Source organism: Roseibium sediminis (assembly GCF_008711325.1).
Lineage (GTDB): Bacteria > Pseudomonadota > Alphaproteobacteria > Rhizobiales > Stappiaceae > Roseibium > Roseibium sediminis.
Map to the genome: position 1 here is coordinate 1 of NZ_VXDB01000044.1, position 17,327 is coordinate 17,327.

Here is a 17,327-nt window from a genome sequence, read left to right on the forward strand (position 1 = left end):
AAGCCAGTGAATCAGAAATCATCCAACAGCGCGAGGTTTTTGCGGGTGTCCAGCTGCGTCAGACCATCCGCCATGGAAATTGAACTGACGTGCGAGGCTGCCAATGGCACGTGACACCAGCAACGCAGGAAATCAGGCGCTCACCTTGGCTTTGTCCTGACCTAGGCTTTCGCGGACCAGATCGTTTGCCTGAGCAATCGGCATAGGTCGTCCCAGATAGAAGCCTTGAGCATCGGAGCAGCCAATATCCTTCAGAAGATCGAGCAAATCCTTGCTTTCAACACCTTCTGCAGTCGTTGTCATGTTGAGGCTCTTTGCCAGATCAATGACTGTGCGAACAATGGCCATTGCATCTTCGGAATCGCCCATCGAGCGAACAAAGGACTGATCAATCTTGATCTTGTCGAACGGGAACCGCCGCAGATAGCTGAGTGACGAGTAGCCTGTGCCGAAGTCATCCATCGAAACCCTGACGCCAAGGTCCTTTGCCTGACGCAGAATGTCGAGAACCTCGTCGGAATCCTGCAACAAGACGCCTTCGGTAACTTCAAGTTCGAGCCGTTGCGGGTTCAGACCGGAAGCCGCAAGCGCTCCCACCAACTCGGCTCCAAATCCGGAAACGCGGAGCTGCCTTGGGGACAGGTTGACCGCAATCTTGATGTGTTTGGGCCACTTGGCAGCCTTTGCACAGGCTTCACGCAGGGCCCAGGCACCAATCGGAACGATAAGTCCGGTTTCCTCCGCAAGCGGGATGAACTGCGCCGGAGAAACCATGCCACGCTCCGGATGCTTCCAGCGCATGAGAGCCTCAAACCCGCAGATTTCGAGGTTCTTGAGATCGTATTGCGGCTGGTAGTAGAGCTCCAGCTGGTTTTCAGCCAATGCATTGCGAAGATCGTTGAGCAACGATTGGCGCTCGCTGACCGCCCGGCTCATATGCGGCTCAAACAGCCGATAAGTCTTCCGCCCGTCATCCTTTGCCTGATAGAGGGCAAGGTCGGCCTGCTTGAACAGATCATCTGCCTGCACGTCATCGCTATCCGCGAAGGAGATGCCGACGCTGGTTCCAACCGTCACCTGATGATCGGCCAGCTGGAACGGCAGGGACAACTGATTGATGATCGTCTTGGCCAGATCATCCACGTCCTTGCGCTTCACCGGCAACGTTGTCACCACAGCAAACTCATCCCCACCGAGCCGGACAACAAGCTCATCCTTCTCGATGATTTCGCTGAGCCGAATGGCAACCTGCCGCAGCAATTCGTCCCCGACCGGATGCCCAAGGGAGTCGTTGACGACCTTGAATTCATCCAGATCCAGACACAGGACTGCGAACTCTCCGCCTTCCCGGCGCCGTCTGGACAAGAGGTGGTCGATATGTTCGCGGAACTCGACGCGGTTTGGCAGTTGGGTCAGGACATCATGCCGGGCAAGATAGGCCAGACGATCTCTCGCCTCCTGACGCTCGGTGATGTCTTCGGAGATTTCGATCCAGCCACCATCGGCCAACGCCTGGTTCGTTTTCAGGACAATCCGGTTTGACGGCAACTTCAGCATTGAAGTGCTCAGCGCGAAACTGCCTGTGCCGCTGCCACCGCGCCCGCTATTGAATTCCTCGCCTGAGATCTCCGTACCGTCCTGCAATGCCGTCAGCTCTACGGCAGACATACCAGGCTTTATCTCGTCGTCCTTGTGGGCAAAAAGCTCAACATAGCGCTTGTTGGACACAATGAGCTTTCCCGTCGCATCAAACATGCACAGACCGTGGGACATGTTGTTCAGGGCCGCATCGAACAACATGTTCTGATCACGCAGCTTCATTTCCTGGTTCTTCAGGATGCGGTTTTTCTCGTTGACGCGGGCTCTAAGCGCGTCGCGTTCCTTGACCGAGCGCTGAAGAAGCACAACCGAACGGGCAATATCGCCCACTTCATCATGACGTTCGGTGCCGACGACGCCTTCCTCGAAATCGCCACCGGCAATACCCGACAATGCTCTCGTGATCTTCGTCAGCGGACGCGTGACCTGCCGAGCCACCAGATAAGAGACCGTCGCGAATGCGAACAGCGCAAGGAACCCGAGAATAAACAGCCACTTGAGCAGCTTTCCACCTTCGTCTCGGCCAATCTTGGTGAACTGCTTCTGTGTTTCCGTCAGGTATTTGGTCGGCTTGAGTGCACAAACCTCAAGCAGGGATATGGGATTCCCGCAACTAGCGATGTGACCGCCGGACGTCTTGATGTAATCGGACAGGTTCGAGATAGGGTTGCGGTCCCCGACACCGGTCAGTTGGGCGGCTGAGATAACCTTCCCGTTGAGCAAGACTGCAAGTTCGAACTTGTTGATCTTTGCCAGATCAATCAGGACTTTTTCGGTATAGCGAAACCAGCGCTGAGCAAGCAGCCCGCCGGCTACATCGCCAAAATCGTCAAATACCGGGACAAACACAATTTCGGAAATCGCGTTTTCATGTTCGCTGGGAACAAAGGGCGGCGCGTTTGCAAAGGGCTCAAGCTGCGAGACGATGATCTTCTCGCCCGGATAGCTGTCCTTGAGCGACTGCATTACCGTGCCCATGAAGGGCAGCTTTGGCAGGATCGTTCCCAGATGCACCAGATCGGCTTCGTAGGACGACGCGCCGACCACATTGCCACGATCATCTAGGACGACGATACTGTCGACATCCGCCGTTTTTGCCGCCTGCCCGAGCAATTCCGACATGGCAACAACATTGCGAGACTGGATGGCTGCCACGGTATCGGCCCTGTTAGACAAGGCATCGATACGACGGGCATGATCTTCAAACTGGAACTTGAGCCGAGCAGCAGCCAACTCCACGTCTGCAGACAAGGTTTCCAACAGCCGCTCTTCGGAGAGCTGTGCGAGTTTGGTTTCCTGCTGCCACAGGCTGTTCTCCAGTTGTACGGAGACAACCGCGATCAAACCAGCGAAAGCCAGCAGGGCAGTGAAAACCGCCCCGTAGGTATATTGCCAAAGGATTGATCTGTGGCGGAACATCAAAGCCTAACTCAGTTACCGATAGCCACGCCACCGTAGTTGACGATCAGGGCACGGGCATCTGCGGAGGATGCATAGTCAATGAAAGCCTTCATCTCGTTGTCCATGCGCTTTTCCTTATAGATCAGTGCAAGGGTAACAGCGCTCGGATAGGCTTCATCCATAGGATGGTTCCCGTCGATCTTCAGAATGACGAGCCCCTCTTCCAGAAGGCGGGAATACGGACCAAAGCCGATCGCACCCTCGACCGTTCTTGCAGTCTCAATTGCGTCCTGCGTCGTGACAGCCGTCTTTGATCGCGGGGAAATCTGGAGATCGTTCCAGCCAGGCATGGAGCCACGAAGCACCTGCAATGTACTGTCAGCATCTTCGCGGCGCACGAGCCGGACCCTCAGGTCAGCGCCGCCGATTTCAGACCAGTTACGGATTTCACCGGAATAGAGCCGATAAAGATCCTTGCTGGAAACCGCATCAACACCGACAGACGGATTGACGAAGAAGGCGCTCGGAATTTTCGCAAACGGCTTGTATTCCAGCCCGACAGCCTTCTCGCTCTCCTTGAGCGGACGGGCAACACGCGCCAGACGTTCTTCATCAGAACTTACAGCTGCAATGCCGCCACCAGAGCCGATGCTCGGTGGAATGCTCAACTTGATGTCAGGATGTTGCGCGGAAAATCCCTCACCGATCTCCCTCAACATTTCAAGGCCATCGCCGGTACCGACAACAGTCAGTCCGTCTTGCGAAGAAAAGGCCAGTGTCGGAGCAGTCAGGACGCCCAATGCGAGCACGAGGCCGGCACGAAGTACTCTCATGTCTATCACCCTTGTTAAAGGTGACTACACCCTGGCTTTAGGGGAGTTAATGTTTAATGAAAGAGATTTCAAAATTGAACTAACACGCTTTAACTTCATGCTCAGGAAGCGATAAAAGAAGTTATAAAACAAGAACTACAGACATATTACTAGGCATTCCGGAAAAATGGAAATGCCAGCACATCATTATGTACCATTGATATATATACGGATTTATTAAATCAGAAATTGCAAATTTCCAAAATCAAGATCCTTACCTCCAGCGCTGAAATTGAGTCGCAGACTTCGGAGCCGCATAACCGCAGCCATTAGTATTTATGCCACTATGGATACATTATTTTCTAAATTGAAAATATGGAGATTAGGACAATACACGAGCGTCGGCAGAAATTTCTTGAATTAAACGCTAAAGGGCGCTCCGGCCGGGGAGGATTATACTTATTTTGCCGACTACCCGGGAACCGGGAACACCTCACCAAGGCAGTTAAGTCGAGCCAAACGCACTGCACACAAGTGATCGCCCAAAAACAGATGCAATTAGGGCCGCAGAGCCGGTTGCATACCGGCATCTGCAGCCCTGTGTCCTATTGCTAGCAAAAATCAGACGCGGTTCAGCAAACGGGCCCGAATAGTGTTCGGAAGCGCCCGAATTTCTTCCAGGATCCGCACCGGATCTTCAACACGGCTGTCAATATCCAGAACAACGTAGCCGATATCCTGATGCGACTGCATGAACTGGGAGTGGATATTGAGGTCGTGCCGAGAGAACAGGTCGTTCAGCGTCCGCATGGCGCCGGGGGCATTGTGGTGAACCTGAATAAAGCGTGTCGCCTCGGTTCCCTTCGGCAACTGAACCTGCGGGAAGCCCACCGCGCCAAGCGTGGAGCCTACATCGGAATACTCCACGAGGCGCTTGGAAACCTCTTCCCCGATCCGGTCCTGTGCTTCTTCCGTGGATCCGCCGACATGCGGTGTCAGGATGACATTCTCAAGACCGCGCAGCGGGCTGATGAACTCGTCCTTGTTGGACTTCGGCTCGGTCGGGAACACGTCGATCGCCGCGCCCGCAATATGCCCGCTCTTCAACGCGGCAGCCAAAGCCTCGATATCAACGACCTTGCCCCGGGCGTTGTTGATCAGGAAGGCACCCGGCTTCATTTTTGCAATCTGCTCGGCCCCGAACATACCCCGCGTTCCGGAAGTGTCGGGAACATGCAGCGACACCACATCGGCGACTTCCAGAAGCGCGTCAAGGCTGTCTGCCGGGGTCACGTTGCCATGCTGTAGCTTGTCGACCGTATCATAATAAATGACCGACATGCCCATCGCCTCGGCGAGGTTGGACAGCTGCGTTCCGATATTGCCGTAGCCGACAATGCCCAGCGTCTTGCCGCGTACTTCGCGCGAGCCGACCGCTGTCTTCATCCAGCGCCCTTCGTGAGCCGCCGTGGACTTTGTAAACACACCGCGGAACAGCATGACGATCTCGGCGATGGTCAACTCCGCAACCGAGCGGGTGTTGGAGAAGGGAGCATTGAACACCGGAATGCCGCGCGTCAGCGCCGCCTTCAGGTCCACCTGATTGGTGCCGACGGAAAAACAGCCGATCCCCACGAGTGTCTGCGCCGCAGCCAGAACCTCTTCAGTCACCTGTGTGCGCGAGCGAATGCCCAACATCTGGACGCCCTGCAGTTTCTCGATCAAGGCATCCTTGTCGAGCGCGGTCGACAGAACCTCGACATTGGAATAGCCGGCCTTTTCGAGAATGGATTGGGCGGTGGTGGAGATCCCTTCAAGCAAGAGCCAACGGATCTGGTTTTTCGGCCGGGAGAGACCGTGGATCATGACGGGCAGACCTTTTGTCCGGTGTCGTAAACTGGTGAAGCTGGCGCAAGGGAAGCGCCCAACCTGAATCCGCCGCCACCGACGCTCTCAGGCGCCGCTGTCGTATACGCGTTAACCCATGACGCGTCTAGGCTGTTTGGCGTTCAAAACGCCGGGTTCCTCCTGTTGTTTCTGACAAAGACGAATTGCCCCGGATATGAGCGCTCCAAGGCATGCCGTAACGTTATTTTAGCCGCTTTACCTTTATAGCAAGCCTTGATCGTTTCATTCTTTTTCGGATGCCAGGTTTTGAAAACAACGAATTTACTGACCAGCATTGCGATGGGCGCCATCTTGGCCAGCGGTGCGTACTATTTTCTGAGGCCAGAACCTCCGCTTATCAACGAGTATGGTGAGACGGGTGGCGCGGTTGGTACATATTACCATCTGCGGGCCGAATATCTCGTCAACCAGACGGAGCCGCTGGTGTTTGACCTGCAGGTGTCTTGTGGTCGACACACATTCGACAAGGGGACGCCGAACGAGCGAACAGTGCTGGGTTATTTGCCCGCGCTATATGCAAAGAAGACACAATCCGGGGCCGCCGTCATGCTGGCCGCGCCGCGCATCTGCGACGCTATTCGGTATGCGGAAGACCGGAAGGTTTATAGTGGGGAATCCGAAGTCCTAGGGTCTTGGGAACAGGTTGCAGAAGGGAACCTGATCCCCTTCACGATCTGGTTTGATGATGCCGATGATCTGACCCTTGGATATGGTTATGCCATTGCCAGTTCGTTCGATAATCCTTACAGCCCGCTTTCCCTTGTTGATGTGACTGTCGAGCCTTCCACTGCGAAGAAATTCGAAACGTGGTTCAGGTCTTATGCGGACAATATCCTGACCGAGCGCCACTTGGGGCCAAGATTTGCTTCATCAGAGGAAGACAAAGCCTATTGGGCGAGTTTTGATCCAGAGAAGCAATTGCTGCCGCTGAAATGTTATGGCGTCGCTGTTGTGTCGCACTCGGAACACCCGGCCAAGTATACCGCAAAATACTATCCAGAAGACAAGCCGGCCTACTGGTTTGCACCTGAATTTCTGCCCGCGGATACGTCAGACGGCACCGACGACAAACGGCAATTTGTTTATGGGAACGGGTACTACGACTCCGGCTCACATGAGTTTCCGAAATATTTCAATTACCTTCGGCGCAGGGAGCCAGAAGGTGACCGCAGACCTGACAGTTTCTGGAGAATGAGGCTCGCTGATTATTATCCGCTGATCCGGAACGACGGCTATCCCTTTGCAGAAAGAGAAAGCCTGAGCTCTGGCAGGCTGGTTTACAAGGCAGATCTCAGGCGCGAGAAAAAGGGGCTTTTGTCCTGCTTCTCGCTCATCAATCCAACCGGATACGGCGACGAAAACTACCGGGAGCTTTATGAATACTATTTTGGCTCAGACTATGGCCCTCGCCTTTCAAAGTTTGGGCATGTGATCAATCTGGAAATCACGGACGATCAGCAAGGCGTTGCCTTTTCATCTCTGAAACATCCAATTGTTCTTCCGCATTTTTTGATTGGCGACAAAGCTGTGGCCGAATTTGTCACCTTTGAATTTATCGGAGGTGGTCATGTCAGGTAGAGCTCTTAGAGTTTCTATCCTAATAGTGATTTTTTTCCTTTTGATTTTGTCTGTAGTCAATTTCAGATTGGTGGCGGGTATGTTGATTTGGCTTCCTGTCATTATAGGCTATGCTGGACAGACAAGTTCCGACCACGGTCCCGATCGCGGTGTATTCTATCACTTTACTGCAAAGTATCTGTTGGATCGAACGGAGCCACTAAACTTCGATCTCCTCGTCGGCTGTTCTTCCCGCGAATTGAAGCTACCAAACGTTCAGCAGAATCAAGTTCGCAAGCATCCGAATGTCTACGCTAGACGAACGATAAATGATCATGTCGTCATGATTGCGGTGCCTGACTATTGCGATACTAGGCAGACAATTCTAGACGAGCACGACGGTGCCTTCATGCCGTTGGCCATTTGGTTTGAAAGCTCCAACAATCTGGAAATGGGGCTGGGTTATTCAACTATCCAAGCTTATGAAAGGCCCGCTTCTCGTTTATCATTTCTTGGCGCGTCTGTACGCCCTGCAACGCGGGAAGAATTCGAGGAGTGGAACAAGTCTCCAAATGAGAACCTTATATCCAACGAAATGGTGGCGAAACAATACTGGGCGGAAGATGGTTGGCTTCGCAACGCTCCGGCCATTCTGCCTGATGCCTGTTACAGTATAGCCCTACTGGAAGTGCTCCCCGCAGGTCGCGAAGTACTGGAAAAATACTGGCCGGAAGACCACCCAGACTACTGGAGCAACACCCAAATCGGCCAAGATGCTTATAATGTTCTTTACTCCACAATCAATGAGATGGGTATTTGGAAGCTTCTGGACCGATTGAAGCTAGCTGATACCCGGTTAAGGATGGATCAAGGAAAACTGCGAGACGGACACGCAGCTCCGGAAACTGTAAAAAGCTATCCCGCTTATTTCAGCGACTCGGTACCCTCAATTCGGTCGGGCGATGGAAAAGGTGCGCCGATCATTCGGGTCGACACAGGTCCAGAGTTTGAAGGCTTCTCAGCCTGCTACCGCAGGTACATTCCACAGAGAGCTGAAGATGACGCATTTTTGCTAAAAGAAAATGAGGCTTACTTCAAGGAAACGTCAGGGCACGACCAGCCGTCGCTCGAAGTAAATGGCTTAACCAGCCTCAAAACAGAAAAAACAATCCATATGGAGACAGGTTTCTTCCTAAGGAATAACAAGGTTATCTCAATCATAAAAAACAAATTTGACTAAAATTTCCCTGTGGTGGAGATGAAATATGTTTAGTTTCATTGAATGCGCTGTTTCTGCCCATCTGTGCGAGCAGATTTGCACACGTGGCGATACTAATGCCTCAAATACCCAATTCTCGACCTTTAGCTAGCCGAGAATCCCGACCCCAAAGGGCCGGGAGCAAAAATGTGCATGAAGGGAATCTTCAGATGCCTTCCGGGCCACGCTGAACGGCAGCGACGCCGGTGCGGGAGACTTCGATGAGGCCGAGGGGCTTCATGATGGAGATGAACTGCTCCACCTTGTTGGTGCGCCCGGTGATTTCGAAGACGAAATGCTCGGTCGTTGCGTCAATCACCGTTGCGCGGAAAGCTTCGCCAAGACGCAGGGCTTCCAGACGCTTTTCACCGGTTCCCGCCACCTTCACAAGCGCCAACTCGCGCTCCAGCGGCTTGTCCTGGCTGGAAATCTTCGCCTGAACGGTCAGGTCGGTCACCTTGTGAACTGGCACGAGGCGGTCCAGCTGATGACGGATCTGCTCGATGATCATCGGCGTACCGGTGGTCACGATGGTGATGCGCGACAGGTGCTTTTCGTGCTCGGTTTCCGACACGGTGAGGCTGTCAATGTTGTAGCCACGTCCGGAGAACAGGCCGATCACGCGGGCCAGAACGCCCGGCTCGTTGTCCACGACGATGGAAAGCGTATGGGTTTCCTGATCGTTGCTGACCTCGGCAAGGAAGTAGGCGGACGGTGCGGATAGGTTTTGTGTGTTCATTTTTGTTGTCCTTCGATCCCGTTCACTCAAACCAGAGCCTTGCCGGCAGAGCCGATGGCATTGGCAACAGCTTCGTCATTCGCCTCGTCCGGCAGCAGCATTTCGTTATGCGCCTTGCCTGACGGGATCATCGGGAAGCAGTTGGTGAGGTTGGCCACACGGCAGTCGAACAGGACCGGCTTGTCGATGGCGATCATTTCCTCAATCGCCCCGTCCAGATCCGCCGGCTTGTCGACCCGGAACCCAACCCCGCCATAGGCGTCGGCCAGCTTCACGAAGTCTGGCAGTGCGTCGGTGTAGGAGTGGGACAGGCGGTTGCCATGCAGCAACTGCTGCCACTGGCGCACCATGCCCATGTACTGGTTGTTGAGGATGAACACCTTGATCGGCAGGCCGAACTGAACCGCCGTCGACATTTCCTGAATGTTCATCAGGATCGAGGCATCGCCCGCAATGTCGATGCACAGCGCATCGCGGTGCGCGACCTGTGCGCCGATGATTGCCGGCAGGCCATAGCCCATCGTGCCCAGACCGCCGGAGGTGAGCCAGCGGTTCGGCGCTTCAAAGCCGTAATATTGCGCGGCCCACATCTGGTGCTGGCCAACTTCGGTGGAGATATAGGTCTTGCGGTCCTTGGTCAGCTCATACAGCCGCTGGATCGCATATTGCGGCATGATGACGTCTTCGTTCGGGCGATAGGCAAGGCAGTTGCGATCGCGCCAGCCGTCGATCTGCTTCCACCAATCCTTCATCGCCTTGGCATCGGCCTTGGCAGAAGACGTCCGCCACAGGCGCACGAGGTCTTCCAGAACATGCGCAACATCGCCGATGATCGGCAGGTCCACCTTGACGATCTTGTTGATCGAAGACGGATCGATATCGATATGGATCTTTTTCGAATTCGGCGCAAAGGCGTCGATACGGCCGGTGATGCGGTCATCAAAGCGCGCACCGATGTTGATCATCAGATCGCAGTCATGCATCGCCATGTTGGCTTCATACGTGCCGTGCATGCCCAGCATGCCCAGCCAGTTGTCACCTGAGGCCGGATAGGCGCCAAGGCCCATCAGGGTGGAGGTGATCGGGAAGCCGGTCAGGCTGACCAGTTCACGCAGCAACTGGGCAGCTTCCGGCCCGGAGTTGATCACGCCGCCACCGGTGTAGAAAACCGGCTTCTTGGCAGCAGCCATCATCTCGACAGCTTCACGCAAGGAGGCTGTCTCGCCCTTCACCTGCGGACGATAGCTCTTGTGCGCTGCTGCCGGGTTGGAGGACGGACCGGTATAGGTGCCGGAGGCAAACTGGACGTCCTTCGGAATGTCGATGACAACCGGGCCCGGGCGGCCCGACGTTGCGACATAGAACGCCTCATGCAGAATGCGCGACAGGTCATCAACATTGCGAACCAGCCAGTTGTGCTTGGTGCAAGGCCGGGTGATGCCAACGGTGTCGCACTCCTGGAAGGCGTCCGTGCCGATGAGGTGCGTTGGAACCTGACCCGTGATGCAGACCAGCGGAATGGAATCCAGCAAGGCATCGGTCAGCGCGGTGACCATGTTGGTCGCGCCGGGGCCGGAGGTGACCAGAACAACGCCCGGCTTGCCGGTTGCGCGGGCATAGCCCTCGGCGGCATGCCCTGCCCCTTGCTCGTGGCGCACCAGAATGTGCTCAAGGCCTTCCTGCTGGATAATCTCGTCGTAAATCGGAAGCACGGCACCGCCCGGATAACCGAATACGGTGTCAACACCTTGATCTTTCAGCGCCTGGATGACCATTTCTGCGCCGGTCATTTCGCGTGTCATTTCATGCTTCCTTCGGGTTTGCCCGTTTCTTTTGGGCGTTTTTACTCTTCAGTCAAAGTCCTTTGAGCCGAATGCCGGATAGCAGATGATCGGGCAGACAGGAAGGCGTGCCATTACGAAGAAAACGGAGCTGGCGTACAAAAAAAGGCTCCCGAGGAGCCTTGTTGCGCGCGCCAGCGATCCGAACGGGTCATCCCGCTCCGATGGCGCGCTTACCTACCACTAGAAGAATAGACATCGACATTGCGACGTTTCATCCCGCCCGGCCACCAACCTGTCCACAGCGCCGCTCGCAGGAGGTCGCTGATCGAAAGCAGCGGCCCACTGCCTTTCGATGCGCTGCACACTAGTCAGGGCATCCCCAAGGGTCAAGACCCAAAATTGCAGTTATTGCGCCGAAAGAGCCTTTTCTTTTTGAAAGTTGCGCCAAACTGACGATTTTCCCATGAAATACGGATGAGATTTCTGCAAGGAGCCGTGCAAAAATCGCAATGCGGAAAACCTGAAAAAATGTCACAATAGGGATTGCACGCGGGGATGGAGCGCTATATACCGCCTTCATCCGACGCGGGGCGCACAGCCGCCTCCTGCATCGAATGGGTGTATAGCTCAGTTGGTAGAGCATCTGACTCTTAATCAGACGGTCCCGGGTTCGAATCCCTGTGCACCCACCATTATCTTCTTGATATAAAAAGGCAATTTGACCTCCCGCAACCCTGAAAGCAGGATCGGAAAATGTCAGGGTATGCCTGCGGGTGTGTCAATTTTCGGCTGTTTCGACATTGCTTGGACCTGTGTATCTTGTCCAGAGGACGCTCAATTGAACACGAGAGTGTGAAATTAGACCGACCCAAACCAGCTCGAGTCGATGGCAACCTCTTCGATCATGCGGGTTCGAACACCCAGTTCGTACTGTTTGAGAAGGTCGCAAAGTCGATCTCCGTCTATGAGATCGATTGCTATAGCGCCATCACGGGTGGCTTCTTCAGAGGCTTGGCTGGTGAAGGTTCCGGTGGTGATGAACAGCCCCTTGTCTGCTCGGCCTTGCAGAGCTCCGCGAAAATCCCGAATCTCTTTTGAACCTACGCTGCCTTTCCAACGCTTGCATTGGAAATAGACCTGAAATGAAACCAGATTGACGCGCAGAACACCCACACCATCAATCCCGCCATCACCTGTCTTGCCGCGCACCTCCACCTTTATAAAACCGGCTTCCCTCAATAGACGCTGAGACAGACGTTCAAACGCGGATGGGTCCATTAAGCGCAGGGTATCAAGAAGGTGAACCTTCCAGTCGCTTGCATCGCCATTGTCATCTTCCTGCACCAGTTCTATTTGACCGGTTTCAATTTTCTGCTTTGAATTTTCGGCAGCTTCCTTGGCAAGTTTTTCTCTGCGTTTGGCTTTTTGACGCTCCCGCTCCTCTTCATTCACTTGTCGATATATGGCTCGTGTTTTTTCAAGGGTCGCGATCGCCTCGCCTTCATCCGTCAGTGCCCAAACTCCACGGGCTGAATTTTCCAAAGCGCCACCACGCTTCAGGAAGGTTCTTGCCCAACCGAGAAAGTAGGCCACACGAGTGCGATCATCACCTGGTTGAGCATAGGACTGTTCTTCTTCTGACAGACCTTCAATCTCAATGACCTTTTCATCCAGCTCGTGAAGCGAAGCGGATCCGCCAATCTGTTTCAAAGCTTCAACCGTAGCCAACATCATGCCGGGAAGGTCAGGCATCCCGGTTGGTTCAATGGTAAAACGACGTGACATAAATTATCGCTCCAAATTGATCCACTTAGAATCGGGAAACGCCGGGAACTGACGCAAACAAGACTTGGGCGTCCATTTCACGACCCCAGAAAAACTCGCCACCCAAGCTTTCGAGCTTAACAGCGGTTTTCTTGAAAATAGCCTCGGCATCCTCGGCCGCCCTTCGCGACGGAAATTGTCCCTGCATGCGCAGTGCCCAGCGCCCAATCGCAGCCGGTGGAATTCCTGCATTCAATTGATGCATTCTTGAAGCCGGGTCATTTGACACACCGATTTTCATAGCAACTGCCTTGTCGCCAAAATGCGCCGGCTTACCCAACAATGCGGAGCCGTCCCCTTCAAATACCGCAAGGTAGAGAACCGTCTCCCCATCGACATAGACAGAATTTCGCTCACCACTTGAACCGGGAAAAGCTTTTGACGGAGAAAAAGCCTCTTTTAGCGGCTGAGGAGATGCAGGCCCTTGGCCAATCGGAGGTTCACCGAAAACGTTGACCTCAGTAACCTTGATCTTGAGTGCAGTTGCAATCTCATCTGGTGTAAGAGGCTGCCCCCAAACACCAATCCCCTGTCCAGCTGCGCTGTTGTAGGTAACTGGGGCAATGCGTTCGATAGATAATTTGTCAAGTGCCCGCCATGCCCTGTGTATAGGCAATGCATATGTCCAAAGATTAGCTTCACCCGAGTTCTTTTTTTCAAGCTGAGATGCTTCAGAAGCCTTTTCGAAGTCCCGAATTGGACGCGCCTCGATTTCCACGAATCCGAGAACGTGCGATCGCATATGTTTTTTTGTTTGAGCCGACGACGCTCCATAGATCAACATCAGGTCGCCATCATTTAGCTCGCGCAAAGCCCGCGCCTGACCGCTTTCGTTTGTCCAACCGACATATCCAGCTTCTTCAGGATTGAAGTCATAAAAAGCACGGATCCACATGTTGCGCCCATCGGGTAAAACGGAGCTCATTACAGAATACTCCTTCCCTTAAGCGGCGTAGCGGCCGTCTTCAGTCACCTGAGCTTGGCCGAGGGCTGCCAGGCTGGCGAGCAGCGGTTCGATCGCAGTGGTACGAGCACGCTGGAACCGACGGGCGATCTGTTCCGGGCTCGCCTCACCCAGTTCTTCCAGCACTTCCCGAACAGCCGCGATCTGTTCTGGCAGAACCTTTGGCCAAGGTGCCTTTTCGATCTTGATCGCAGCGCCAACATCCAGTTCGGTCTGTTTGCCCTTGGCTTCTGCTTTTTTACCTTCTGGGTTTTGATAGTCCGGGCGCAACCAGCGGATATGCCCCACCGCCTCTTCCGCAGCGCGCTCCTTGTTTAGCTCCACCAGCTTGAACAGAATTTCCTCGTCAGTCAGATCAATTGGCCAGCCATAGGCGTCGGCAACTGCAACGTCGATCCGGTCGTGAATGTCCTTCAGGATCCCGATCAGCCCCTGATCGTAAATTTCCTTGTCCTTGCCCTCGATGGTCTCGCCCGCGCGCAGTTTTTCCAGAACGTTGTACATCTGGGTCAGCGTCAGCTTGGGATGCGCCGACTGTTGCCGCTTGCGATGGGCGTCCAGCTCTTCGCCAAGGCTAACAAGTGTTGTCTTTTCGGTTTTGCTCAGATCCGGGAAAGGAAATTTATTGAAGCATTCAGAGTGATTATAGGTTGGGTCATTACCGAAACCGAGCCAACCACCAGCGGCGAGCGAAAAAACTTCGTGATGACGGGAATTTAGGATTGCAAGGTTTTCCGCGCCATCAAGTGTAACAACAACAAGCTTGCTCTCAGCAACGACAGAGCAATCAATAAACTGAAATATGCGGTGCTTGGCAGTTCGTGTTGTTGCAATCATCCTTTTCAAACCGCAGATAGCATTCCGAAGATCCGGCCTAGTTTTGCCAAACAACCACCATTCCTTGGCATATTGCCTTGCATCGTCGGAGTTTTCTGCCTTAGCGTCGCGATCCGGCTTTACGGTATTCAGTACATGTTGAAAAGCGCGCGGAAGCTTTTCCTTCGCTTGACGCTCTGACAAGCCATAAAAATCAATCACATAGACACCTCTTGGCAACTGGGCCAAATCTCGCCCATTAAAGAAGGGTCTTAAATGATCTGGGCCTTCGGCTACGCTCCCAAGCCCGAAGGAATTCGCCTCATCTCTAGATACAACGAAACCCATCCCGTGCAATTTGACGCCCATGTGGGCGAGGCCTTCGTTGCTTAACATACGACTGGCGCCTACAACATCAGCACCAATCTGCAGATTTGCAAACACCTTGCCTATTTGGGGGTCGAACTTGACCACTCGTCCTTCAACTTCGACCTGATCTTTACTCTCTATAGAAACGGTCAGCAAATGTCCGCTTCGTCTTCCGGCTACTCCTACTGTCATAGCGATACGCACCGCAGCCCCATAAAGCGTATCGACCCAAGGGTGATCTGGAATTGCGAAAAGCAGGGAGAGAGGTTTCTTCGGATCGTTCAGATGCGGCTCCAACACTCTACGGTTAAACGTCTGGCGCAGGGAATTGGTGGTGATCAGGCCGAAACGCCGCGTTCCCTTGACCTTCTTCCGGTCAAAGCCGCGGGCCGCCAGAGCCGCCTTGTCCCACCAGAACATGACCAGATCCGCGCTTTGTGGCATTTTTGGATAGGCCTTCCAGAGCGCTTCAACATAGCCAACGCCCAAGTTTTCGCGCAGGCGGCTTGCGCCAATGAACGGCGGATTTCCCACGATGAAAGTGGCCTCTGGCCATTTAGCAGCTTTGGGTTTGATATAGTCATAAACCTGAATGCGGGCCTCCGGGTCCGGCACTTCCTCGCCCGTCACCGGATGGCGCATTGTCGTAATGCCATCCCAGCGGGTGACCGGATTGCCTGTTTCATCCACGCGCGGTACGCGGCTTTCCCACTCCAACACCGCATCCCGGTTTTCGATATTTTTGAAATCCTTCAACACCGGTTCGGATGGCGAGGCTTTGCCGTGTGTTCGGAAATGCCACTGCAGGTAGCCGATCCAGAGCACAAGCTCTGCCACAGCCGCAGCCCACGGGTTCAGCTCAATTCCAAGAAACTGGTGTGGGTCAACCGTATAGCCGGATAACCCAAGTGCGGTCTGCTCTTCTCCCAACTCCTCCAGAAGGGCTGTCACCTCTCCTTCGAGCCTCTTCATCATCTCCATGGCAACATAAAGAAAGTTGCCTGACCCACAGGCCGGATCAAGAACACGGATTTCGCAAAGTGAGCGGTGGAAGTCATGTACTGCTGCCCGGGCTTCGTTCTCCTTGCCATCAGCCATCAATCTCTGGACAGCAGTCTGCACGTCTTTCCAGTCGGAACGCAGCGGCTCCATGATGGTCGGGGTCACCAATCTTTGCACATAGGCTCGCGGCGTATAATGCGCTCCCAATTTGTGCCGTTGGCGTTTATCGAGGGCGCGCTCCAGAAGCGTGCCGAAAATCGCAGGCTCCACCTGCTTCCAATCGGCTTCAGCTGCCTCGATGAGAAGACCAAGTTGCAAATTGTTTAGCGGCAAGGCGTCTGCTTCCTTGAACAAGCCGCCATTGAACCGCTTCAAGTCCTGCATCAGCACCTGGGAAAAGCCGCCAATGTTCATGGTTTCCCAAAGGCCCTTCAAAGATGGTGCTGCATGTTCGGGATGCCCCCGCAGTTTTCGTAACAGCTCAGTAAAACTGTTCTTCGGGATCAGCTCAACATCCTCGGCGAACATGGAGAAAAGACAGCGCATCAGGAACCGGGCAACCTTTTCGCTATCATGGCCCTGAGCTTCAAAGCTCTTGCCGAGTTCAGCCAGGTGCGCAGCAATATCTCGCGTCACTTCAGCTGATTTCAGCGACGGATCAAGAGAGAAAGGGTCTTTCCATATTGTTTGCAAAAGTTTACGCGTTTCGTCATCGCGCAAATCTTCCAGTTTGATCCGGTACCGGTTCCCATCCGGGAACTGGTTGTAGCCCTGCCCGGCACGCGAGAAGTCCGCATAAAGCTCTATGACGTGACCGACATCGACAATCATCAGGAATGGCGGCCAACCATCTTCCTTGGAAACGGCTCGTGCATAACCATCCGCCTGGTTACGCGCCTTCAGCATAGTGTCGTCCCACTTGGCCGTACCGCGCGGCCCGTGGCCTAGGCGCGCCTTTGGGGCATCCTTCTCTGTCAAGAGAGCGAGCTGGTCCTTTTCCCCCTTCTTGACCTTATCGCCGCCTTGTTTGGCCTCGAGAATAAAACAGCCGCGCCTATACAAGTCGATGCGGCCTCGGCTCTTTCGGCCGGTATGCGTGAACGTGACAGGTCGCTCAAAGCGATAGTCGTTATTCTCGCCATCACTCGTCGCAGGTTTCGGTCGCTCCACCTCCAGCAGGTCGGTCAGCTCGTTGGCGAAGCTCTGAAAGTTTGCCATTTCACTGCCGCTCGACGGCTGCGAGCTATTGTCAAATCTGGTGTCCAGGCGAGCGTCATGCGGCGGCTTGATCTTG

10 protein-coding genes and 1 tRNA gene are annotated in these 17,327 nt (G+C 54.2%); 3 read left to right on the forward strand and 8 right to left on the reverse strand.

What is annotated here, in order from left to right; translation table 11 throughout:
• Nucleotides 1–132: 132 nt before the first annotated feature.
• The 3 genes from F0155_RS22000 to serA form a co-directional block, all read right to left on the reverse strand.
• A complete protein-coding gene (locus tag F0155_RS22000; RefSeq protein ID WP_150526723.1) occupies nt 133–3,018 on the reverse strand; it encodes a putative bifunctional diguanylate cyclase/phosphodiesterase in 2,886 nt (961 codons plus the stop codon).
• Between the two features lie 11 nt (nt 3,019–3,029).
• Nucleotides 3,030–3,833, reverse strand: coding sequence for a PstS family phosphate ABC transporter substrate-binding protein (locus tag F0155_RS22005; RefSeq protein WP_150526724.1), 804 nt, complete (start codon nt 3,831–3,833; stop codon nt 3,030–3,032).
• A gap of 600 nt (nt 3,834–4,433) precedes the next feature.
• On the reverse strand, nt 4,434–5,678 hold the full coding sequence (serA, locus tag F0155_RS22010; protein WP_150526725.1) for a phosphoglycerate dehydrogenase: 1,245 nt from the start codon (nt 5,676–5,678) through the stop codon (nt 4,434–4,436).
• A gap of 288 nt (nt 5,679–5,966) precedes the next feature.
• On the opposite strand from serA, the gene F0155_RS22015 reads away from it, so the two are divergent.
• Together F0155_RS22015 and F0155_RS22020 are read left to right on the forward strand one after the other, a co-directional pair.
• Nucleotides 5,967–7,298: a hypothetical protein gene (locus tag F0155_RS22015; protein ID WP_150526726.1), complete on the forward strand. Its 1,332-nt coding sequence runs from the start codon at nt 5,967–5,969 to the stop codon at nt 7,296–7,298.
• Nucleotides 7,288–8,517: a hypothetical protein gene (locus F0155_RS22020; protein ID WP_150526727.1), complete on the forward strand. Its 1,230-nt coding sequence runs from the start codon at nt 7,288–7,290 to the stop codon at nt 8,515–8,517. The genes F0155_RS22015 and F0155_RS22020 overlap by 11 nt, the downstream gene beginning before the upstream one ends.
• A 184-nt stretch (nt 8,518–8,701) precedes the next feature.
• Here F0155_RS22020 and ilvN read toward each other — a convergent pair whose 3' ends face one another.
• Both ilvN and F0155_RS22030 read right to left on the reverse strand, forming a co-directional pair.
• Entirely contained in the window at nt 8,702–9,274 is a 573-nt protein-coding gene (ilvN, locus tag F0155_RS22025; RefSeq protein ID WP_150526728.1) for an acetolactate synthase small subunit, read from the reverse strand.
• Between the two features lie 26 nt (nt 9,275–9,300).
• Nucleotides 9,301–11,076 (reverse strand): acetolactate synthase 3 large subunit, encoded by a 1,776-nt coding sequence (locus F0155_RS22030; protein WP_150526729.1) that lies wholly within the window; start codon nt 11,074–11,076, stop codon nt 9,301–9,303.
• 598 nt (nt 11,077–11,674) lie between these two features.
• Between F0155_RS22030 and F0155_RS22035 the strand changes: the two genes are divergently transcribed.
• Nucleotides 11,675–11,750 (forward strand) — tRNA-Lys (locus tag F0155_RS22035).
• A gap of 166 nt (nt 11,751–11,916) precedes the next feature.
• Here the strand turns inward: F0155_RS22035 and F0155_RS22040 are convergent.
• Genes F0155_RS22040 through F0155_RS22050 form a run of 3 tightly spaced genes read right to left on the reverse strand, consistent with a single transcriptional unit; the run spans nt 11,917 to nt 17,251 of the window.
• Nucleotides 11,917–12,843: a restriction endonuclease gene (locus F0155_RS22040; RefSeq protein ID WP_150526730.1), complete on the reverse strand. Its 927-nt coding sequence runs from the start codon at nt 12,841–12,843 to the stop codon at nt 11,917–11,919.
• A gap of 25 nt (nt 12,844–12,868) precedes the next feature.
• Complete coding sequence (locus tag F0155_RS22045) at nt 12,869–13,807, reverse strand: GIY-YIG nuclease family protein (protein WP_150526731.1); 939 nt, start codon at nt 13,805–13,807, stop codon at nt 12,869–12,871.
• A gap of 18 nt (nt 13,808–13,825) precedes the next feature.
• Nucleotides 13,826–17,251, reverse strand: a complete 3,426-nt coding sequence (locus tag F0155_RS22050; protein ID WP_150526732.1) for a class I SAM-dependent DNA methyltransferase — start codon at nt 17,249–17,251, stop codon at nt 13,826–13,828.
• Nucleotides 17,252–17,327 lie beyond the last annotated feature (76 nt).